The organism is Streptomyces sp. NPDC021100 (assembly GCF_044333095.1).
Classification (GTDB): Bacteria; Actinomycetota; Actinomycetes; order Streptomycetales; family Streptomycetaceae; genus Streptomyces.
Window position 1 is genome coordinate 212,932 of sequence record NZ_JBIRQH010000011.1, and the last position, 20,353, is coordinate 233,284.

The following is a 20,353-nucleotide window of genomic DNA, read 5'->3' on the forward strand; positions in this document are numbered from 1 at the left end:
GCGGACCGCTCTCTTCCGATCCCGGCCGGCTCCTCTCTCCGTCGATTCCCGCCGGGTGGATGGTTCAGACCGCAGGTCACACCAGCCCCACCCTCGGCGTGAACTGCCAGAACTACTGATCAGTCACAAGAATTTACGCCCTTGAATTCCATGACTTCCCTGATGTAGGACCGGTCCGACCGAAGGTCTGGTACGTTCCCAGCGCACGCCTCGCAGGAGGCGGAAAATGGGGGGGAACCCATGTACGGAAAACCTGCACTGGGCACCGTTGTGCCCTTGGCCGGTCTGACTGCGGCACCGAAAGTGATGCCGGGCCTGCCCTACGCGAAAGGGCTCCAGGAGGCGGCGGGGGCCGGCTTCCTGCTCTACTGTTCGATAGCCGCCGTCCTGCTTTCGCTGAAATTCTGGTACGCGATACGGAATTCCGGTGGCCGCTCATGACCGACGCACTCGCCACCGCCGCGCTCACCACCGGCGCACTCGCACCCGGCACGCTCACCACCGACGCGTCCACGACCGACGGCACCCTGATCGGCGGCCTCCCGCTCGACGATCTGCTGCTCTGGTCGAGCATCGCCATCATCGTGATGGCCGGCGTCTACAACACCTCCCTGTTCCTCATCTCCCGGCGCCGCTTCCGCCGTGCGCGCGGCCCCCGGGAACAGCGCTGCTACGTCTTCCTCCTCGCGTGCCTCAACGAGGAGAAGGTGCTGGCCGAGAGCCTGGCGCGGATCACCGCGCTGCCGGCCCGCAACACCCTGGCGCTGGTCATCGACGACGCCTCCGACGACCGCACGGCCGACATCGCCCGCGCGGCCTGCGCCGCCCACCCGGGCACGGTGCACCTGTTGCAGAGACATCTGCCGAACGCCCGCAAGGGCAAGGGCGCGGCCCTCAACGCCGGTATCGCGCACCTGCGTTCGTCCGGTCTGCTGGACGGCCACGACCCCCGCGACGTCATCGTCTGCGTCGTGGACGCCGACGGCCGGCTCGACCAGCATGTGGTCCAGGCGGTCGACCCGTACTTCGACAACCCGCGCACCGGCGGCACCCAGATCGGTGTGCGGATGTACAACCGACACAAGGGCCTGCTCGCCCGGCTCCAGGACATGGAGTTCGTCATCTACGGCGACATCTTCCAGAGCGCCCGCCGCTACATCGGCAGCGTCGGGATGGGCGGGAACGGGCAGTTCATGCGGCTGGCCGCGCTGGACACCCTGCTGGGCCCGGACGGCTCGGGACCGTGGAGCGACTCCCTCACCGAGGATCTCGACCTCGGCGTCCGGCTGATCGCCCGCGGCTGGACCAACCAGCACTGCACCTCCGCCGCCGTCTCCCAGCAGGCCGTCCTCGACGTCCGGCGGCTGGTGCGGCAGCGGTCGCGCTGGTTCCAGGGCCACCTCCAGTCGGCCGGGCTCGTCCCGCTGATCGTCAAAGAGGTGCCCACCCGGGCCGCCGTGGACCTGCTCTACCACCTCTCCAGCCCGGTGCTGATCCTGCTGACCTCGCTGCTGCCGGTGTCCTTCCTGGTCGCCGTCGCCGGCACGGCCGTCGGCTCGATCGAGGCCGGACGGCCGCTGATCTCCCCGATGTGGGTGCTCGGCCCGTACGTGCTGTCCTTCACCGCGGCCTATGTGTACGGCTGGGTGTACTCGCGGCGGGAGCAAGGCCTCGGCTTCGTCAGGGCGGTCCTGCTGTCCCACGTCTTCATCTTCTACGGCTACATCTGGTTCGCCGCCGGGTGGTGGGGCCTGTGGCGGATGGTCACGGGCAAGCGCACCTGGCTCAAGACGGCGCGCACCTGAGGGCGGCGCGCACCCGACGCCGCCGGCGCGGGGCGTGCACGCCCGCCACGCCCGCGCCACACCCACCCCGACGCGTACGCCTGGCGCATACGCCGGGACACCCGCCCAGCGCATCCACCCGGCACATAACGCCGCCCCGGCTCGTGCAACCACACCACAGCACAACGGACGGCACCGCACTCCCCACCCACCGGCACCACCACACCCAGGGAGACCCATGTCCCCGAACCTGATCAGCGCCCCGGTGCGCGCCATGCTCATCCTCGGCACCCGCCCGGAGGCCATCAAACTCGCCCCCGTGGCCCGCGCCATGGCGGCCTCACCGCTGTTCGAGCCCCTCGTCGTGACCACCGGGCAGCACCGCGAGATGCTGCACCAGATGCTGGACCTGCTCCAGGTGCCCGACCGCACCGAACTGGACGTCATGCGGGACCGGCAGGAACTCTCCACCCTCACCGCCCGTCTCGTCGACGGCCTCGGCGAGGTGGTCCGCGACCTGCGCCCGGACGTCGTCCTCGTCCAGGGCGACACCACCACCGCCCTCACCGGCGCGCTCGCCGCCTTCTACGAGCACGTGCCGGTCGCCCACGTCGAGGCGGGGCTGCGCACCGGGGTCCTCGACAACCCGTTCCCCGAGGAGCTCAACCGGCGGCTCATCGGCCGGGTGGCCCGCTGGCACTTCGCCCCGACGCCGCGCGCCGCCGGTCACCTCAGGGCCGAAGGGGTGCCCGCCTCGGAGGTCTTCACCACGGGCAACACGGTGATCGACAACCTCCTCTGGGTACTCGAACGAGGCACCGGCCGGAGCCAGTTCACCGCCGGCACCGCCACCGGCCTGCGCCGCGTCCTCCTCACCCTGCACCGCCGCGAGAACCAGGGCGACACCATGCGCGGCATGGGCCGGGCGATACGCCGACTCGCCACCCGCGGCGACGTCGAGATCCTGCTCCCGCTGCACAAGAGCCCGGCCGTGCGCGACGCGCTGCTGCCCGAGTTGTCCGGCCACCCGCGCGTCCGCGTCGTCGAGCCCCTCGGCTACCTCGACTTCTCGGCCACCCTGGCCGCCTGCGACCTCGTCCTCACCGACTCCGGCGGCGTCCAGGAGGAGGCCCCCTCCCTCGGCAAGCCGGCCCTCGTCCTGCGCACCACGACCGAACGCCCGGAGGCCGTCGAGGCGGGCGCGGCCCGGCTCGTCGGCACCGTGCCCGACGCGATCCTGGCGGCGACGGAACGGCTCCTGGACGACCCCGCCGAGTACGCCCGCATGGCGGAAGCCGGAAATCCGTTCGGCGACGGCCACGCGACCGAACGCATCATCGCCCAGCTCGCGGAGGACTTCGGCGCGGACGCGGACGTTCCGTCCACGGACGCGGGCATGCCGTCCATCGACGCGGGCCTCCCGTCCACCGATCAGTCCACCGATCCGGTGATCGCCCGCCTTCCCGAGGGCCCGGGGTCATACTCGACGGCATGAGCAGAGTTCACCGGCAGCTCGCCCTCGCCGCCCTCGCCGTCGCCGTGCTCGTCGGCCTCGGTTTCGCGGCGGACGCCCTGTGGGGCGGCGGGGGCGCGCCGGAACGGCCGTGGGCCGAGGGCACGGTCCACGGACCATGGCGGGCGGTCTTCGACGGCCACGGCACCACCGTCGGCCGCCACGACGGCCTGGCCCTCTCCCCCAAGCCGGCCCGGCGCCCCGAAGAGACCCACGCCGGCCTCGTCGTCTCCACGGCGACGTACGAGAACGTGGACTACGAGGCCCGCATGCGCACCGTCGCCCAGCTCCGCACCCCCAAGCCGAACCCGTGGGAAGTGCCCTGGCTGGTCTGGGCCTACACCGACCCCGAGCACTTCTACTACGTCACCCTCAAGCCCAACGGCTGGGAACTCGGCAAACGCGACCCCGCCTACCCCGGCGGCCAGCGCTTCCTCGCCACCGGCGGCGAGTCATTCCCCGTCGGCCGCACCTCGGACGTCCGCATCGCCCAGCGCGGCGCCCGCATGGAGATCAGCGTCGACGGCCGCGGCCTCGTCGCGTACGAGGACCACGAACGCCCTTATCTGAAGGGGAGCGTGGGGGTGTACACGGAGGACGCGCGGGTGGTGTTCAGCGAGGTGGTGGCACGGTCGGCGGAGACGTGAGGCCGTGGCCGCCGGGGAGGCGGCTCACTCCGCGGCTCACTCCGCATCTCTCACCTCGGCCTCGTCGAGGTCCCGGACGACCTCCGCCACCGCCGCCCGCGCCTCGCGCAGTTTGCGCACCCGCAGCGGCGCCAGCCGTCCGACGGCCTCCGCCATCCACCGCGGGTCACCGAGCCGCCGGGCCGGGCCCGCCTCGAAGGCCAGGGAGACGAGGAACTGCGCGAGGACGAGTTCGCTGGTGCGGTAGCGCCGCTCGTGGTGTCCGTAGCAGGCGGTCCACGGCTCGTAGGGGTGCCGCAGCGTCCCGTGCAGGGAGCAGGTGCGCCGGCCCAGGAATTTGCCACCGGACAGGACGGCCAGCGTCGTCGAGGACTCCAGCCTGGTGTACGTGGCCGCCAGGTGCAGGCTCATGAACCTGCCCCACGGGACGAGCTCGGGCCCGTCCTTCCCCGGCTCGTGCCGCAGGACCCCCTCCGCCCCGAACTCCAGGTGGGGCCGTTTCGCCCACTCCGTGTCCCCGACGACCCACCGCCCGCCGACCCGCTCGATCGGCCCCAGGCGCTCGCTCATGCCTCTCCCCCGTTGTCGCTCCCCCGTCCGGATGGCGAGAACGATAACCCCACGGTCCGCCGGCCGCTCAGCGGCCGCCCGGGCCCGCCTGACGCCCGCGATGTCAGTGGCGGGTGGCAGGATGCCGACCATGAGCCGGATCATCTCGTACAGCACCGCGGACCAAGCGCACGTCGTGGCCTTCCTCGGAGCCGGGGACAGCCTCTCCGCCGACCAGCGCGACATCCTCGCCGACATGCGCGCATGCGCGGAGGCCGACCAACTCCGGCTCGAACGCCAGGACATCGACTGGGGCCTGACCATCCCCGAGGCCCTCGACCACCTCATAGCCGGCCACGCCGGCTCGACGGCCGAGTACGCGGCCAACGCCTACTACAGCGCGCTCCAGCACATCATCGACGCCAACGCCTCCGATCCCGCCGACCTGGGCTCGTACTCCAAGCCCTCCACCTTCTTCGGCCTGCTGGACAACGAGCTCCGCCGCCTGGGCGTGGACGCCGACCTGCTGCCCTACGGATACCTCTTCGCCGGACCGCCCGACGGAATCCCCTTCCCCCTCCCCCACCCCACGGACGGGTCCCCGGACTTCGGCCGGCTCCCGCTGGCCAAGGCCAAGCCCGCCGCCGACGCCTACCGCCGGGTCCTGGACCGGGTCGACCCCGAGCTCACCCACGACGTCAACATCCTGATCGGCATGCTGGACGACGAACACGACAACTGGATATGGGCCCGTGAGCGGCTCGACTGGTACACGCAGGACACCCTCTTCTTCTCCATCAAGGGCTGAACCGGCACGAGTTGAGGAGCGCTGATCCGCCATGGCTTGAGGAGCGGAGAAGCCGCGCCCGGACCGGCCCCGGCGCTCAGGTGTCCAAGACGTACCACTGCCGCACGGACTTCCCGCGCACGTAGAGCCGCCGTCCGTGTCCGACGACGTCGGTGTACCGGGTGAGGGGTGTGCCGTCGGGGAGGGCGGGCCGGGTTTCGCCGAGCGGGTCGAGGGTGCCGGCGGAGGCCCGGCAGCGGTACAGCAGGCCGTCGGCGAGGAGGGTGACCTCCGTGCCATGGGCCGCGATGCCCCGGGGGCGGGCGACCGGTGTCGTCCAGGAGGTGATCCGGCCGTCGGCATCGATGTGGAGGAGGCGGGGCGACGGATGGTAGGCAAACCAGGCGGCGCCGTCGTCGTCGACGGTGAGGGCGTCCGCGTCGACCGGGTACGGGAGGCCGTCCGGGGGTGTGAGGGACCACTGCGGGGTGCCGTGGCCGTCCCGGCGGACGAGGCCGGCGGCGGCGAGCGGGTCGCTGTGGATCCCCTCGTCGGAGTAGGCGCTCCAGAGGGCGCCCCGGCGGTCGGCCCGTACGAAACGGGCCCCGCGGCCGATGGAGAAGCGGCGCGGGGACCGGCCGTCGCGTCCGAAGAGCCAGGCGTTCGGCTCGCCGGCGCCGCCCCCGACCAGCAGGACCCGGCCGTCGGGCAGGACGTCCAGGGCGAACGGCCGCACCCGTACCCCGGCCAGGGCGCGTTCGACCGGGGGCGTGCCGTCGCTGCTGACGAGCAGGGCGTCGAAGGGGTACCGGCGGGGCTTCGGGTACGACGGCCCGTACGGGTTCCGTACGGTTTCCGCGTCCGGGCAGAGCAGCCACAGGGCGTTGCCCCGGGCGTCGACGGTGGTCGCCAGGACGGTCCCGGCGTCGTACGGGCCGGGCAGCGTCGCGTGCGGGCGGAGGGCCGTGCTCTTCAAGAACTCACCTCGGGGGCGGGCGGCAGGAGCTGCCATGATCCCAGCCGCCCGCGACTCCCCCTCAGGCGAGATGCGCCTCCAGCGCCGCCCGGACACCGGATTCGACGGCGCCCTCGATCCAGGACGGTTTGACGGACGTGTGGTCGCCGGCGAAATGAAGAGGACCCTCGGGTTCCCGGATGGCGCCGAGGAGTTCGGTGTGCTGGCCGGGCAGGAGGACGGACGCCTCGCCGTACGCGTACGGGTCGCGCAGCCAGCTCTGGGTGCGGCCGGCGCCGGTGTAGAAGACCTCGACGCGCTGCCCGTAGATCTGTTGCAGCCCGCAGAGGGCGTGCGGGTAGCGGGCCTCGTCGTCGAGGGAGTCCCAGCGCGTCGCGTCGTCGGCCCAGCAGTAGACGGCGAGGACGACGCCGCCCTCGCTGCCGGGCACGGGGTGGGAGGGGTTGATCATGAACCGGTTGGGGTTGTCGGAGATGGACCCCCCGCCGACGATGTGCGCCGCCTCGGGCTGGTCGCGCCCTTCCCAGTAGTTGGCGGCGTAGTGGGCGCGCTGTGCCTGGCTGATGTGTCCGTGCGGGACGGAGGGGTGGGTGCCGAGGAGACTGCCGTCGGCGGGAGCCTTGCCGTCCCGGTACTTGGCGTACAGCCCCTTCCCTGTCGCTTCGAGCTCCCGCTTCCAGTCCTCCTCGCTGAACTCCCACCACCGGCGGCTGAATTCGAGCAGCACCTTGGTGGCGCTGTCGTAGTGCAGCTCGGTGACCGCGCGCCGCTTGCCGTACGACATCAGCGGGCTGACCTGCACGTGCCGCAGCCCGGTGAACGGCACGGTGACGATCGCGAGGTCGCCGGTGAACTGCTCGCGGGCGACCTTGCCGTCGCGGCCCTCGGACACGGTGTCGATCCACACGTGCGGCCCGCCCTCGCGGACGTGGGTCGCCCGGTCGGCTCCCGTCCGGTCCGGCGACCAGTACTCGATGCGCGTCGCCCGCCGGTCGAGGCGCAGCACGTCGTCGACCTTCTTCAGCAGCGCGTCCGGCAGCGACGCGGTCCCGCCGACCAGCTCCCAGAACGCGGTGTCCGGACTGATCAGCGACTGGCTGATGAAGCTGTGCACGAACGACAGCGGCAGCCGGGACGTGAGATTCTCCAGCGTCCCGACGAGATCGAGCGTGCGCTCGTCGAACCCGGCCTCCTCGGTGAGGAACCGGTACATCGACCAGTCCCCGTACTTCTGGATGACCCGGGCCCACCCCTTCACCCGCTCGGGCATCGGCTTGTCGACGCGCTTGCCGTCCGCCCCGGCGGTGCTGAACTCGTCGCGGACGGGATCGAGCACGCGCCGCAGGATCGTGGACGACGGCGTGTCCCACAGCTCACGCGGAACGCCGAACGACCGGTTGATCTTCCGAGGATCCTTGGCGTAGTCGGCACGCCGCATCCGGATCCCGTTGACGTGCAGCCAGGCGTGGTTGACGGGCTTGCCCTGCCCGTCCACATCCACGAGGTAGAAGGGCCGGCGCTTCACCCCGAGCCCGTCGATCAGGCTCATCACCAGCGGGTGGCTGCCGGGGATGCGCATGGCCCCGGCCTCCGCGTACTGCCGGGGATCCGCGAACGGCTGCACCGCGTGCTCGTGCCCACCCTTCCGGAACGTCTTGATCCGCCCGCCGACCCGGTTGCCGTTGGCCTCCAGCAGCGTCACGTGATGCCCGGCCCGCTTCAGCAACCAGGCCGCCACCAGCCCGGCCGGCCCGGCGCCCACGACGAGTACCTTCCTCGCCGTCTTCTTGCCGGTGCGCGGCAGCCCGTCGTCGAGGATCCTCTTGTACTCGGGTACCAACGGCCGATCGTGCTCGTCGACGACGAGCAGGGCTCTGGCCACATCCACGCAAGTGCCCCAGTCGGCGCTGGACTTGGCGGGCGCGGCGGCCGCCGCCGGTACGGCGGCAGGCGCACCGAGCGCGGCGACGGCGGCGGTGGTCGCACCGGCGGCGACGGCGAACTGTCTGCGGGAGACGGTCGGTTGGCCGTCGGCGGTGGGGAGTTCATCCATGCGTCCTGCATAGGGTGCGACGCAAGGGATATGACCGTCTGATCAACGCCCGCCACCTGAACGTGCGAGCGCAGGGGCGCCCGCCGCCCTTCCGTGCGCCCCATGAGTACAGCGGGCTTCGGCAAAGCAGCGGTTTACCCGCCTGGATTACACACTCCGGCGTGCCGATGCTCGGCGTCTTCGTCGGCAAGGGCGAGTCCGAGCAGCTGTTCGGCGGTGCGGGCGGATTCCTCGCCCCACTGCCGGGCGCATTCCGGATACCGGTACGCGTCCGGCGGCTCGTACTCAAGCCGGCGCCCGACGGAGGCGACCAGTTCGGGGTGCGCCCCGGCGACGATCGGCATCAGCAGTCCGAGGTGGCCCTTGAGGTCCTCGTTGACCGCGCTCCGCTCGTCCGCCGACAGCGGCTCACCAAGGGACCGCCTGATCGTCGCCTTGATCGTCACCACGTCCAACGGGGCCAGGGCGGCGCCGTGCTCGTCGTCGATACGCAACACGACGTACCTGGCACCACCCACCGACCGGCCCCCGGACTCGGACAAGCCGATACGGACCCCGACGAGATCCCGACCACCAGGGCCGCCATGTGCCAGGGCGGACGGTACGAGCGGGTGTCTGGCCTTGAGCTGCTGGTGCAACGTCGGGCGGCTGTGCTCTTCCCGCGAGGACTGGGAGGGCATGGGGAACTCCAGCATGAGCGAAGACGCGAACTGGGACGACGGCCGGGGCGGCAGCCGACCGAACACTGATCACCACGGAGAGCGCGACTGTGACGCGCATCACCCTGGCTCCGGCAGAATGCCCGCACGGAACCCAGCCAAGCAACCTAGCTACCTGAATTGGCACATGCCGAATTTCCGTTCTATCGACTCGCCGGACCCCACGCGGGCACAATGCAACCCCCACGGGCCAATCCGTAACCACAGCGCGGCAGTTCGCCACCCCTGGAGGACGATCAGTCCATGCCGAACCAACCAGCCCAGCCGACGTTGCGAAGGCGGCGCCTCGGCGAGGCACTTCGCAAGTACCGCAACCAGGCGGGCATGAGCCTCGATCGCGTCGCCGAGGTCATGGGGTGGGACCGCACCAAACTGTCCAAGATCGAGAACGCCAAGGCGCACATCCGCCCTGTCGAGGCGTCGAAGCTCCTGGGCATCTACGGCGTGGACGCCCCGGACATCCTCATGGCGATCGAGGCACTGGCCCGAGACGCGGCGAAGAAGGGCTGGTGGACGACCTACGCCAGCGTGGTGGACGCGCACGTCAAGGACTACCTGTCCTTGGAGTCCGACGCCGAGAGCACCCGGATCTGCTCACCGAACCTGATCCCGGGTCTCTTCCAGACCGGCGCCTACGCCCGGGAGATCATCGCCGCTTCCTCGTTCTGGCGACCCGCCGATGAGGTCACCGCCTTCGCCGAGGTCCGCAAGGCCCGGCAGGCCGTCCTGACGACGAGAAGGGAAGGCGGGCGCCCGCCGCTGAACTTCTGGGCCGTCATCCACGAGGCGGTACTGCACCAGCGTTTCGCGGCCCACCCGACGCTCATGCGTGACCAGCTCCGGCACCTGCTCGACATGTCGGACCTGCCGAACATCACCATCCAGATCCTGCCCATGGCCATGGCACCGAACCCGGCCATGATGGGCCTGTTCGAGATCGTCCGGTTCCCCTCCCCATGGCCGACGGTCGTCGTCACCGAGAACGTCGTCGGCGGACAGTTCGTGGAGGGCACCGAGCACGTGGAGATGTTTGAGGGCGCCTTCGACCGCACGGTCGCCGCCGCTCTCCCGGTGGACCAGTCCCGGGAGATCATCAAGAAGACCATGGAGAGCGACTCGTCATGAACCGCAAGGCAGACCTCTGCACCCTCGACCTGACGGGTGTCACTTGGCGCAAGTCTTCGCATAGCAACGGCGGCAACGGCTGCGTCGAGATAGCCGAACTGCCCGGCCTCGGGGTCGCCGTCCGAGACTCGAAGGACCCTGGGCGCGGATACTTCCGCTTGCCAGCTGGAAGTTGGAGCACGTTTTGCTCCTTCGTCGCTGGTGAACTGCTACGACCCCCGGGCCAGTCCCACGTGCGCGAGGACCACCAGCAGCCGACCCAGGCCGCATTCCTCGCCATCGGTCCACCCCCGCGTGCGCGGGGAGCACGGGTAGGGGACGCAGACGACGTTGACGTCGTTCGGGCCACCCCCGCCTGCGCGGGGACCACCGTGGCAGGTTCATCGCCCATGCTGGCCACGTGGGGCCACCCCCGCCTGCGCGGGGACCACTACCGCTCCGGCCGGTAGAGCTGCACGCTGTGGGGGCCACCCCCGCCTGCGCGGGGACCACAGTCCTCGGCCTTGTCGACGCCGGGGATCGAGCGGGCCACCCCCGCGTGCGCGGGGGCCACGAGAGGTCATCGGCCCAGTCCTTGAGCTTGTGCGGGCCACCCCCGCGTGCGCGGGGACCACGTGCTGCGCGCCGGCGTGCGCTGGCACGAAGGAGGGCCACCCCCGCGTGCGCGAGGACCACTGCCGTCCGTCCGGGGCGCAGGGCCCCGCCCGTGGGCCACCCCCGCGTGCGCGGGGACCATATTGTCAGCGCCCATCAGGACGCTCACGCCGTCGGGCCACCCCCGCGTGCGCGGGGACCACTACGAGCAGATCGCGCATGATCTGCGAGAACGCGGGCCACCCCCGCGTGCGCGGGGACCACCATGTGGGCGCCGACCACCCAGGCCATGTGGAGGGGCCACCCCCGCGTGCGCGGGGACCACACTTCGCTACCTGCGGTTTTATCCGGGCCGACCCGGGTTTCCCTTCACTTCCCGAGAGTCCGGCAAAGCCCGCATACCGACCATCACGCCGCGCCCACCGCACCCCACCGTCAACCCCACCTCACCAGCTATGCGCCACATCCACCACCAACTTGTCCCCCACCTGCTCCGCCCGGAACGGCAGCCGGGCCCGTACCCCCACGGCCACCTGAGTCTGCCCCTCGAAGCTCGCGCCGAACTTCGTGTCCTGGAAGGTGCGGTAACCGGTGAGATCCACACCCGGCAGGGGCTGGCGGCCGCGGCCAGGGTAAGTGCGCTGGCCCGTGTTCGGGTCGTAGCTCGGGGCGTTGACGTACACCTGCAGGATGGCGCCGCCCTTGACCGGTATCAGGTCGCCCGAGCCGTCCTGGTGGAACTCGTCCACGTACCCGACCCGGTACCCCAGCCCGGATGCCGCGCTCCCCAGGTCGAAGACGATGCGGTCGTAGCACGCGTGGCTGCCGGTACGGATGTTCTTCAACGCACGGTACTCGTGCCCCTCCGACGACTTGTCCGCGCTGCCCCAGCCCGTCGGGCACTCCGCGCTGACGGAGACCGGCGCCGGCGCCGCGTCCGCCACGCCCGCCGTGCCCGTCAGGCCGATCGCCACCAACACCAAGACCGTGGCCGCTGTCGTCAGCCGTCGCATGTCGTGCCTCCCATGAGAGCCGTTGATCGGATGCATGCGATACGACCACCGCGCCCTCACCGGCGCCAAGCGCCGGCACCCCTTTCGGCCACGCCCCACCGCCAACTCGACGTAAACGCAACGTCCGTGCCCCCGGCCGACATCGGGAGCACGGACGTCACGAGAACCAGCCGACAACCAGCGCCTCAGACCGCCAGCGCCCGGTCCGTAGGCCGGATCGGTGCCGGCAGCGTGCTCGCCCCCGTCAGGTAGCGGTCGACGGCACGCGCCGCCGAGCGGCCCTCCGCGATCGCCCAGACGATCAGCGACTGGCCACGCCCCGCGTCACCCGCCACGAAAACACCCGGCACGTTCGTCGCGTACGACTCGTCCCGCGCCACATTCCCGCGCGCGTCCAGCTCCAGCCCCAGCTGCTCCACGAGACCATTGGCGCGATCCGTGCCCGTGAAGCCCATCGCCAACGTCACCAACTGCGCCGGAATCCGCCGCTCCGTCCCCGGCTTCCGCTCCGGCTTCCCTTCCCGGAACTCCACCTCCACCAGGTGCAGCCACTGCACACGCCCCTCCTCGTCGCCCTCGAAGTGGGTCGTGGAGACGGAGTACACCCGCTCCCCGCCCTCCTCGTGCGCCGAGGTGACCTTGTACAGCATCGGGAACGTCGGCCACGGCTGACCAGCCGACCGCTCCTCCCCCGGCCGCGGCATGATCTCCAGCTGCGTCACCGACAACGCACCCTGCCGGTGGGCCGTCCCGACACAGTCCGCACCCGTGTCACCGCCACCGATCACCACCACGTGCTTGCCCTCCGCCGTGATGGTGGGCGCCACGTAGTCGCCCTCCTGCACCTTGTTGGCGACCGGCAGGTACTCCATCGCGAAGTGGATCCCCCGCAACTCCCGCCCAGGCACCGGCAGATCGCGCGACGTCGTCGCACCCGCCGCCACGACCACCGCGTCGTACCGCCCGCGCAGCTTCGCCGCGTCGACGTCACGACCGATCTCGACCTCCGTGCGGAACTTCGTCCCCTCCGCCCGCATCTGCTCGATGCGCCGGTTGATGTGGCGCTTCTCCATCTTGAATTCGGGGATGCCGTACCGCAGCAGCCCGCCGATCCGATCGGCGCGCTCGTACACCGCCACCGTGTGACCCGCCCGGGTCAACTGCTGCGCTGCCGCGAGGCCGGCCGGGCCGGAGCCGATGACGGCGACCGTCTTGCCCGACAACCGCTCCGGCGGCTGCGGGGTGACGTCGCCCGCCTCCCACGCCTTGTCGACGATCGTCACCTCGACGTTCTTGATGGTGACGGGCTGCTGGTTGATGCCCAGCACGCACGCCGACTCGCACGGCGCGGGGCACAACCGCCCGGTGAACTCGGGGAAGTTGTTCGTCGCGTGCAGCCGCTCGCTCGCCGCCCGCCAGTCGCCCCGCCACGCGTAGTCGTTCCACTCGGGGATGAGGTTCCCCAGCGGACAGCCGTTGTGGCAGAACGGAATGCCACAGTCCATACACCGCCCGGCCTGCTTGCTGATGATCGGCAGCAATGCCCCCGGGACGTACACCTCGTTCCAGTCGCGGACGCGCTCCTCGACGGGACGGGTGCGGGCGACCTCGCGCCCGGTGGTCAGGAAGCCCTTCGGATCAGCCATGGGTCGCCGCCTCCATCATCTTCTCGTGGGTCTCGGTCTCGGAGAGACCGGCTCGCTCGGCGGCGTCCTTGGCGGCGAGCACTGCCTGGTACGTGGGCGGGACGACCTTGCGGAAGCGCGCCACCGCCGCGTCCCAGTCGGCGAGGAGGCCGGCCGCGACAGTGGATCCCGTCTCCTCCTGGTGGCGGCGCACGACGCCGTGCAGCCACCGCGCGTCAGCGGCATCCAGGGAACCGACCGCCCCCGCCAGCTCCTTGTTGACGTTGTGCGGGTCCAGGTCCACGACGTAGGCGACGCCACCGGACATGCCGGCCGCGAAGTTCCGTCCCGTCGGGCCGAGGACGACGGCCCGGCCGCCCGTCATGTACTCGCAGCCGTGGTCGCCGACGCCCTCCGACACGACCACCGCGCCCGAGTTGCGGACGCAGAACCGCTCCCCGACCGCGCCCCGCAGGAACATCTCGCCACCCGTGGCGCCGTAACCAATCGTGTTGCCCGCGATGGTGGAGTACTCGGCGAGGTGGTCGGCGGCCCGGTCCGGCCGGACGACGATCCGGCCGCCGGAGAGCCCCTTGCCGACGTAGTCGTTGGCGTCGCCCTCCAGCCGCAGGGTGACGCCGCGCGGCAGGAAGGCGCCGAACGACTGCCCGGCCGAGCCGGTGAACGTGATGTCGATGGTGTCGTCGGGCAGCCCGGCACCGCCGTACCGCTTGGTGACCTCGTGGCCGAGCATGGTGCCGACGGTCCGATTGATGTTGCGGACCGGCACCTGCGCCCGCACGGGCTGCGCCTCCTCCGCACCCACCGTGTCGAGCGCGTCGGCGGCCAGCTTGATCAGCTGGTTGTCGAGCGCCTTGGCCAGCCCGTGGTCCTGGGCGACGGCGTGGTGCCGGACGGCGCCCGCGGGCAGCTCGGGGACGTGGAACAGCGGGGCGAGGTCCAGGCCCTGCGCCTTCCAGTGGTCCACGGCCCGCCCGGTGTCCAGGAGTTCGGCGTGCCCGACGGCCTCCTCAAGGCTGCGGAAGCCCAGCTCGGCGAGCAGCTCCCGCACCTCCTCCGCGATGAACTCGAAGAAGTTGACGACGAACTCGGCCTTGCCTGCGAACCGTTCGCGCAGCACGGGGTTCTGGGTGGCGATGCCGACCGGGCAGGTGTCCAGGTGGCAGACGCGCATCATCACGCATCCGGAGACGACGAGCGGCGCGGTCGCGAAGCCGAACTCCTCCGCGCCGAGCAGCGCCGCGATCACGACGTCCCGCCCGGTCTTGAGCTGCCCGTCGGCCTGGACGACGATCCGGTCGCGCAACCCGTTGAGCAGCAGCGTCTGCTGGGCTTCCGCCAGGCCCAGCTCCCAGGGGCCGCCCGCGTGCTTCAGCGAGGTCAGCGGCGAGGCACCGGTCCCCCCGTCGTGCCCGGAGATCAGAACGACATCGGCGTGCGCCTTCGACACACCCGCCGCGACCGTACCGACCCCCACCTCGGACACCAGCTTCACATGGATGCGGGCGGCCGGGTTGGCGTTCTTCAGGTCGTGGATGAGCTGGGCGAGGTCCTCGATCGAGTAGATGTCGTGGTGCGGCGGCGGGGAGATGAGGCCGACGCCCGGCGTGGAGTGCCGCGTCTTGGCGACCCACGGGTAGACCTTGTGGCCGGGCAGCTGGCCGCCCTCGCCAGGCTTGGCGCCCTGGGCCATCTTGATCTGGATGTCGTCCGCGTTGACCAGGTATTCGCTGGTAACCCCGAAGCGCCCCGACGCGACCTGCTTGATGGCGCTGCGCCGCGCCGGGTCGTACAGCCGCTCCGGGTCCTCGCCGCCCTCGCCGGTGTTGGACTTGCCGCCCAGCCGGTTCATGGCGATGGCCAGGGTCTCGTGAGCCTCCTGCGAGATCGACCCGTACGACATCGCGCCGGTCGAGAACCGCTTGACGATCTCGCTCACCGGCTCGACCTCGTCCAGCGGCACGGGCTGCCGGTCGCTCGCGAACGCGAACAGCCCGCGGAGCGTCATCAGCCGCTCCGACTGCTCGTTCACGCGCCCGGTGTACTGCTTGAAGATGTCGTAGCGACGGGTGCGGGTGGCGTGCTGGAGCCGGAAGACGGTGTCGGGGTCGAACAGGTGCGGCTCGCCCTCCCGCCGCCACTGGTACTCGCCGCCGATCTCCAGCCGCCGGTGGGTGGCGGGGATGCCGGTGGCGGGGTACGCCTTGGCGTGCCGGGCGGCGACCTCGCGGGCGATCACGTCCAGACCGGCCCCGCCGATCTTGGTGGGCGTGCCGTGGAAGTACGTGTCGACGAACGCCTCGTCGAGCCCGACGGCCTCGAAGACCTGGGCACCGCGGTAGGAGGCGACGGTGGAGATGCCCATCTTGGACATCACCTTCAGCACGCCCTTCCCCAGCGCCTTGATGAGGTTGCGGATGGCGTCCTCGGGCGCGATGCCGCTGAGGAACGTCCCCGCCCTGACCAGGTCCTCGACGGACTCCATGGCGAGGTAGGGGTTGACGGCCGCCGCGCCGTAACCGATGAGCAGCGCGACGTGGTGCACCTCGCGGACGTCCCCGGCCTCGACCAGCAGACCCACCTGGGTGCGCTGCTTGGTGCGGATGAGGTGGTGGTGGATGGCCGAGGTGAGGAGCAGCGACGGGATGGGGGCGTGTTCGGCGTCGGAGTGCCGGTCGGAGAGGACGATCAGCCGGGCGCCGCCCGCGATGGCCGCGTCGGCCTCCGCGCACATCGCCTCCAGCCGCGCGGCCAGTGCCTCGCCGCCGCCGGAGACCCGGTAGAGGCCGGAGAGGGTGGCGGCCTTGAGGCCGGGGAGGTCGCCGTCGGCGTTGATGTGGATGAGCTTGGCGAGCTCGTCGTTGTCGATGACCGGAAACGGCAGGGTGACGCTGCGGCAGGACGCGGCCGTCGGCTCCAGCAGGTTGCCCTGCGGACCGAGGGACGAGACCAGCGAGGTGACCAGCTCTTCCCGGATCGCGTCCAGTGGCGGGTTGGTGACCTGGGCGAAGAGCTGGGTGAAGTAGTCGAAGAGCAGCCTCGGCCGCTCGGAGAGCGCGGCGATCGGCGAGTCCGTGCCCATCGAACCGATCGGCTCCACACCGGCGTTGGCCATCGGCGCGAGGATGACGCGCAGCTCCTCTTCGGTGTAGCCGAAGGTCTGCTGGCGGCGGGTGACGGAGGCGTGGGTGTGCACGATGTGCTCGCGCTCGGGGAGGTCCTTGAGCTCGATGAGCCCGGCCTCCAGCCACTCCTTGTACGGCTGTTCGGCGGCGAGGCCGGCCTTGATCTCGTCGTCCTCGATGATGCGGTGGCCGGCGGTGTCGACCAGGAACATCTTCCCCGGCTGGAGGCGGCCCTTGCGGACGACCTTGGCGGGGTCGAGGTCCAGGACGCCGACCTCGGAGGAGAGGACGACCAGCCCGTCGTCGGTGACCCAGTACCGGCCCGGACGCAGCCCGTTGCGGTCGAGAACGGCGCCGACGAGGGTGCCGTCGGTGAAGGTGACACAGGCCGGGCCGTCCCAGGGCTCCATCAGGGTGGAGTGGTACTGGTAGAAGGCGCGCCGGGCCGGATCCATGGAGGCATGGTGCTCCCATGCCTCGGGGATCATCATCAGCACGCTGTGCGGCAGCGAACGCCCGCCCAGGTGCAGGAGCTCCAGCACCTCGTCGAAGGAGGCGGAGTCGGACGCGTCGGGGGTGCAGACGGGGAACGTCCGCTCCAGGCTCTCCGCCGACCCGAACAGCCCGGACGCGAGCTGCGATTCGCGGGCGCGCATCCAGTTGCGGTTGCCGTTGACGGTGTTGATCTCACCGTTGTGGGCGACGAACCGGTACGGGTGGGCGAGCGGCCAGCTCGGGAACGTGTTGGTGGAGAAGCGGGAGTGGACCAGCGCGATGGCCGTGGCGAACCGGCGGTCGGACAGGTCCGGGAAGAAGGGCTCCAGCTGGCCGGTGGTCAGCATGCCCTTGTAGACGATCGTGCGGGCGGAGAGCGACGGGAAGTAGACACCGGCCTCGCGCTCGGCGCGCTTGCGCAGCACGAACGCCTTGCGGTCCAGGGCGATTCCGCGGCTCTCCCCGTCCCCGTCCGCCACGAACAGCTGCCGGAACTCCGGCATGGTGGCGCGGGCGGTGCTGCCCAGCAGCTCGGGGGCGACGGAGACGGTACGCCAGCCGAGGACGGTCAGCCCTTCCTCGGCGGCGATCGTCTCGATGCGCGGGACGACGCCCTCCTCGTCGGCGGGCAGGAACGCGATGCCGACGGCGTACGCGCCCGGCTCCGGGAGGGCGAAGTCCACGGCCTCGCGGAGGAAGGCGTCCGGGACCTGGAGGAGGATGCCGGCACCGTCACCCGAGTCCGGCTCGGAGCCGGTGGCGCCGCGGTGCTCCAGGTTGCGCAGGACGGTGAGCGCCTGTTCCACCAGGGCGTGGCTCGCCTCGCCGGTCAGTGTCGCGACAAAGCCGACGCCGCAGGCGTCGTGCTCATGGCGGGGGTCGTACATCCCCTGCTGAGCGGGGTGGGATGCAGAACGCATCGGCGCTCCCGTCGTCTTGGCATTCATGGCGGTGCATGTGCCGAGGGACGACGCTGGCCCTCCGCGAAATTTGGTGCAGGTTACATGATGACCCGCTTCTCGCACAGTGGAAGATGGATTCCACTATGTGGACAACAGGGACGAGACTCACGGAGATCTACGGGGATCTACAGAGACCCACGAGGGTGGAGCGCACTCGACGCGGGCCGCACTGCCCACGGGCGCTTGTGAAGATGTGCCCTGTTGCCGAAGGGTTGAAACCGCGCGGAAACCAGCTCGTGACGTCCGTTCGTTATGCGGTGACCCGCATAGAGCATCACCCGACAGCGGTCCCGAAGGCAATACCCAGGAGATACGTCACACCGGCCGCCGCCCCGCCCAGCAGCAGCTGCCGCAGCCCGCTGAACCACCAGCTGCGCGCCGTCACCCGGGCGACGACCGCACCGCACGCGAACAGCCCCAGCAGCGCCAGCAGCACCGCGGGCCACAGCTGCGTGGCGCCCAGCAGATACGGGAGGACGGGCAGCAGCGCGCCCAGCGCGAACGAACCGAACGAGGCGAGCGCCGCCGTCATCGGCGAGGGCAGGTCGGAGGGGTCGATACCCAGCTCCTCGCGGGCGTGGATCTCCAGCGCCTGCTCCGGGTCCTTCGACAGCTGCCGGGCCACCTCCCGCGCGAGCGCCGGCTCCACCCCGCGCGACTCGTAGAGCGCGGCCAGCTCCTCCAGCTCGTCGGTCGGGTGCTTCCGCAGCTCACGCCGCTCGATGTCCAGCTCCGCGAGGACCAGCTCGCGCTGCGACGCGACGGACGTGTACTCCCCCACCGCCATCGAGAACGCACCCGCGGCGAGGCCGGCGAGCCCCGTGATCACCAGCGTCTGCGAGGTGGCGTCCCCGCCCGCGACGCCCGTCAGCAGCGCCAGGTTCGACACGAGGCCGTCCATCGCCCCGAACACGGCCGGGCGCAGCCAGCCGCCGTTCACATCGCGGTGCGTGTGGTTGTCGCGGTGGGCTATGTGCGTGGTGGCGGCGGTGTCGAGGACGGCCATGGTGAGTTGCTCCTTCGCCGGGGGGGCGGGCCTTGCGCCCTGATCCCTACCGGTTCGAAGGTACGCGCGGATGGCATGTCCGCGCTAGCAAGGAAGGCCGAACTTACCTCGCTGACCTGGGGTTTTGCGGTGCCCCGGTCCCGCCCTTTCGCCGTTTCCTGGGCTGCGCCCCAGACCCCGCTTGTCGCGGCTTCGCCGCTCGTCCTCAAACGCCGGACGGGCTGATATAGCCCGTCCGGCGTTTGAGGACAACCGCGCGGAGCGCGGTTTCGGGGGTGCGGGGGCGCAGCCCCCGCAAGAAACGGGAAGGGGCGGGACAGGGGCACCCCCATCCCGCCCAGCGCAACGCTCAGAGCTTCTTGGCCGCCTCAGGGCCATCCGCCGGCTTCGGAGCATCCGCAGGCTTCGCCGGAGGAGCGTCCTTCACGGCGGGCGGAGCATCCTTCACGTCCGGACCGGACTCGTCCAGCGCCGCGTCGGAGACGCCCGGCTCGACCACGGCCTCCCGCCCAGGGACCTTCTTCGAGGACACGACGATGTACACCACCGCCGCGATGAACACCAGAATCGACGTCCACCCGTTGAGCCGCAGCCCCAGCACATGGTGCGCGTCGTCCACCCGCAGGTACTCCGTCCAGAAGCGCCCCACCGTGTACGCCGCGACGTACAGCGCGAACGCCCGCCCATGCCCCAGCTTGAAGCGCCGGTCGGCCCAGATCACCAGGGCGGCGACGCCGAGGCACCACAGCGACTCGTACAGGAACGTCGGATGGTACGTACCGGCGACCCGACCGATCGCCGGATCCGCGTCGATCTTCAGCGCCCACGGCAGATCCGTCGGCTTCCCGTAGAGCTCCTGGTTGAACCAGTTGCCCCACCGGCCGATCGCCTGGGCCACGGCGATGCCGGGGGCGACGGCGTCGGCCCAGGCGGGCAGCGGGATGCCGCGCCGACGGCAGCCGATCCAGGCGCCGACCGCGCCCAGGGCCACCGCGCCCCAGATGCCGAGGCCGCCCTCCCAGATCTTGAAGGAGTCGACCCAGTTCCGGCCCTCGCCGAAGTACAGCTCGTAGTCGGTGATCACGTGGTAGAGCCGGCCGCCGACGAGGCCGAAGGGCACGGCCCAGACGGCGATGTCGGCGACGGTCCCGACCCGGCCGCCGCGCGCGACCCAGCGTCGGTTGCCGAGCCAGACGGCGGCGAAGACGCCGATGATGATGCAGAAGGCATAGCCGCGCAGCGGGACCGGCCCCAGGTGGAGGACGCCGGTCGACGGGCTGGGAATGTATGCGAGATTCATGGCACCACCGACGCTACCCTGCCGGGGCGCGCGACCGGCAACCCACCCGGGACAACAGC

General features: G+C 70.9%; 14 protein-coding genes, 1 pseudogene and 1 CRISPR repeat array. Of the genes and pseudogenes, 6 read left to right on the forward strand and 9 right to left on the reverse strand.

All coding sequences use genetic code 11. The features are described from left to right. Positions 1 to 437: 437 nt before the first annotated feature. From ACH4PU_RS21265 to ACH4PU_RS21275, 3 genes are all read left to right on the forward strand, one after another. On the forward strand, positions 438 to 1,805 hold the full coding sequence (locus ACH4PU_RS21265; RefSeq protein WP_398274068.1) for a glycosyltransferase: 1,368 nt from the start codon (positions 438 to 440) through the stop codon (positions 1,803 to 1,805). Positions 1,806 to 2,022: 217 nt separating this feature from the next. Continuing rightward, positions 2,023 to 3,279, forward strand: a complete 1,257-nt coding sequence (gene wecB / locus ACH4PU_RS21270) for a non-hydrolyzing UDP-N-acetylglucosamine 2-epimerase (RefSeq protein ID WP_398274071.1) — start codon at positions 2,023 to 2,025, stop codon at positions 3,277 to 3,279. Continuing rightward, complete coding sequence (locus ACH4PU_RS21275; RefSeq protein WP_398274074.1) at positions 3,276 to 3,944, forward strand: calcium-binding protein; 669 nt, start codon at positions 3,276 to 3,278, stop codon at positions 3,942 to 3,944. Before wecB ends, ACH4PU_RS21275 begins: the two co-directional genes overlap by 4 nt. 36 nt (positions 3,945 to 3,980) lie before the next feature. Here the strand turns inward: ACH4PU_RS21275 and ACH4PU_RS21280 are convergent, their stop codons facing one another. After that, on the reverse strand, positions 3,981 to 4,514 hold the full coding sequence (locus ACH4PU_RS21280) for a hypothetical protein (protein WP_398274076.1): 534 nt from the start codon (positions 4,512 to 4,514) through the stop codon (positions 3,981 to 3,983). A 130-nt stretch (positions 4,515 to 4,644) separates the two neighbouring features. Between ACH4PU_RS21280 and ACH4PU_RS21285 the strand changes: the two genes are divergently transcribed. Then, positions 4,645 to 5,301 carry a hypothetical protein gene (locus ACH4PU_RS21285; protein ID WP_398274079.1) on the forward strand — a complete coding sequence of 219 codons (657 nt, stop codon included), beginning with the start codon at positions 4,645 to 4,647 and terminating at the stop codon, positions 5,299 to 5,301. 76 nt (positions 5,302 to 5,377) lie between these two features. Here ACH4PU_RS21285 and ACH4PU_RS21290 read toward each other — a convergent pair whose 3' ends face one another. The 3 genes from ACH4PU_RS21290 to ACH4PU_RS21300 all read right to left on the reverse strand — a co-directional run bounded on the left by ACH4PU_RS21290 (position 5,378) and on the right by ACH4PU_RS21300 (position 8,989). Further along, positions 5,378 to 6,256: a hypothetical protein gene (locus ACH4PU_RS21290; protein ID WP_398274082.1), complete on the reverse strand. Its 879-nt coding sequence runs from the start codon at positions 6,254 to 6,256 to the stop codon at positions 5,378 to 5,380. A gap of 61 nt (positions 6,257 to 6,317) precedes the next feature. After that, entirely contained in the window at positions 6,318 to 8,309 is a 1,992-nt protein-coding gene (locus tag ACH4PU_RS21295) for a flavin monoamine oxidase family protein (protein WP_398274085.1), read from the reverse strand. Positions 8,310 to 8,443: 134 nt separating this feature from the next. Continuing rightward, positions 8,444 to 8,989, reverse strand: a complete 546-nt coding sequence (locus ACH4PU_RS21300) for a hypothetical protein (protein WP_398274088.1) — start codon at positions 8,987 to 8,989, stop codon at positions 8,444 to 8,446. Between the two features lie 282 nt (positions 8,990 to 9,271). Here ACH4PU_RS21300 and ACH4PU_RS21305 point away from each other — a divergent pair, with 282 nt between their 5' ends. Then, the gene (locus ACH4PU_RS21305) at positions 9,272 to 10,153 is read left to right on the forward strand and encodes a helix-turn-helix domain-containing protein (protein ID WP_398274091.1); all 882 of its coding nucleotides are present in this window, start codon (positions 9,272 to 9,274) and stop codon (positions 10,151 to 10,153) included. Next, positions 10,150 to 10,335 (forward strand): annotated as a pseudogene (locus tag ACH4PU_RS21310) (DUF397 domain-containing protein); the annotation flags it as partial. The gene ACH4PU_RS21305 and the pseudogene ACH4PU_RS21310, both read left to right, overlap by 4 nt. A gap of 38 nt (positions 10,336 to 10,373) precedes the next feature. Next, positions 10,374 to 11,072: direct repeats of the CRISPR family, unit length 28 nt; unit sequence GGGCCACCCCCGCGTGCGCGGGGACCAC. 121 nt (positions 11,073 to 11,193) lie between these two features. Here the strand turns inward: ACH4PU_RS21310 and ACH4PU_RS21315 are convergent. From ACH4PU_RS21315 to lgt, 5 genes are all read right to left on the reverse strand, one after another. Continuing rightward, entirely contained in the window at positions 11,194 to 11,760 is a 567-nt protein-coding gene (locus ACH4PU_RS21315) for a hypothetical protein (RefSeq protein ID WP_398274094.1), read from the reverse strand. A gap of 185 nt (positions 11,761 to 11,945) precedes the next feature. Further along, a complete protein-coding gene (locus ACH4PU_RS21320; protein ID WP_398274097.1) occupies positions 11,946 to 13,406 on the reverse strand; it encodes a glutamate synthase subunit beta in 1,461 nt (486 codons plus the stop codon). Then, on the reverse strand, positions 13,399 to 17,946 hold the full coding sequence (gltB, locus tag ACH4PU_RS21325; RefSeq protein WP_398274100.1) for a glutamate synthase large subunit: 4,548 nt from the start codon (positions 17,944 to 17,946) through the stop codon (positions 13,399 to 13,401). Before gltB ends, ACH4PU_RS21320 begins: the two co-directional genes overlap by 8 nt. A gap of 316 nt (positions 17,947 to 18,262) precedes the next feature. Then, positions 18,263 to 18,994 (reverse strand): VIT1/CCC1 transporter family protein, encoded by a 732-nt coding sequence (locus ACH4PU_RS21330; RefSeq protein WP_398274102.1) that lies wholly within the window; start codon positions 18,992 to 18,994, stop codon positions 18,263 to 18,265. Between the two features lie 349 nt (positions 18,995 to 19,343). Beyond that, the gene (gene lgt, locus ACH4PU_RS21335) at positions 19,344 to 20,294 is read right to left on the reverse strand and encodes a prolipoprotein diacylglyceryl transferase (RefSeq protein ID WP_398274105.1); all 951 of its coding nucleotides are present in this window, start codon (positions 20,292 to 20,294) and stop codon (positions 19,344 to 19,346) included. Between the last annotated feature and the right edge of the window lie 59 nt (positions 20,295 to 20,353).

Coding starts and splice junctions, on each gene's coding strand:
- ACH4PU_RS21320 (WP_398274097.1), bottom strand. CDS start 13,406: ATGGCTGATCCGAAGGGCTTCCTGACCACCGGGCGCGAGGTCGCCCGC.
- ACH4PU_RS21330 (WP_398274102.1), bottom strand. CDS start 18,994: ATGGCCGTCCTCGACACCGCCGCCACCACGCACATAGCCCACCGCGAC.
- ACH4PU_RS21275 (WP_398274074.1), top strand. CDS start 3,276: ATGAGCAGAGTTCACCGGCAGCTCGCCCTCGCCGCCCTCGCCGTCGCC.
- wecB (WP_398274071.1), top strand. CDS start 2,023: ATGTCCCCGAACCTGATCAGCGCCCCGGTGCGCGCCATGCTCATCCTC.
- ACH4PU_RS21280 (WP_398274076.1), bottom strand. CDS start 4,514: ATGAGCGAGCGCCTGGGGCCGATCGAGCGGGTCGGCGGGCGGTGGGTC.
- ACH4PU_RS21265 (WP_398274068.1), top strand. CDS start 438: ATGACCGACGCACTCGCCACCGCCGCGCTCACCACCGGCGCACTCGCA.
- ACH4PU_RS21315 (WP_398274094.1), bottom strand. CDS start 11,760: ATGCGACGGCTGACGACAGCGGCCACGGTCTTGGTGTTGGTGGCGATC.
- gltB (WP_398274100.1), bottom strand. CDS start 17,946: ATGCGTTCTGCATCCCACCCCGCTCAGCAGGGGATGTACGACCCCCGC.
- ACH4PU_RS21295 (WP_398274085.1), bottom strand. CDS start 8,309: ATGGATGAACTCCCCACCGCCGACGGCCAACCGACCGTCTCCCGCAGA.
- ACH4PU_RS21300 (WP_398274088.1), bottom strand. CDS start 8,989: ATGCCCTCCCAGTCCTCGCGGGAAGAGCACAGCCGCCCGACGTTGCAC.
- ACH4PU_RS21285 (WP_398274079.1), top strand. CDS start 4,645: ATGAGCCGGATCATCTCGTACAGCACCGCGGACCAAGCGCACGTCGTG.
- ACH4PU_RS21305 (WP_398274091.1), top strand. CDS start 9,272: ATGCCGAACCAACCAGCCCAGCCGACGTTGCGAAGGCGGCGCCTCGGC.
- lgt (WP_398274105.1), bottom strand. CDS start 20,294: ATGAATCTCGCATACATTCCCAGCCCGTCGACCGGCGTCCTCCACCTG.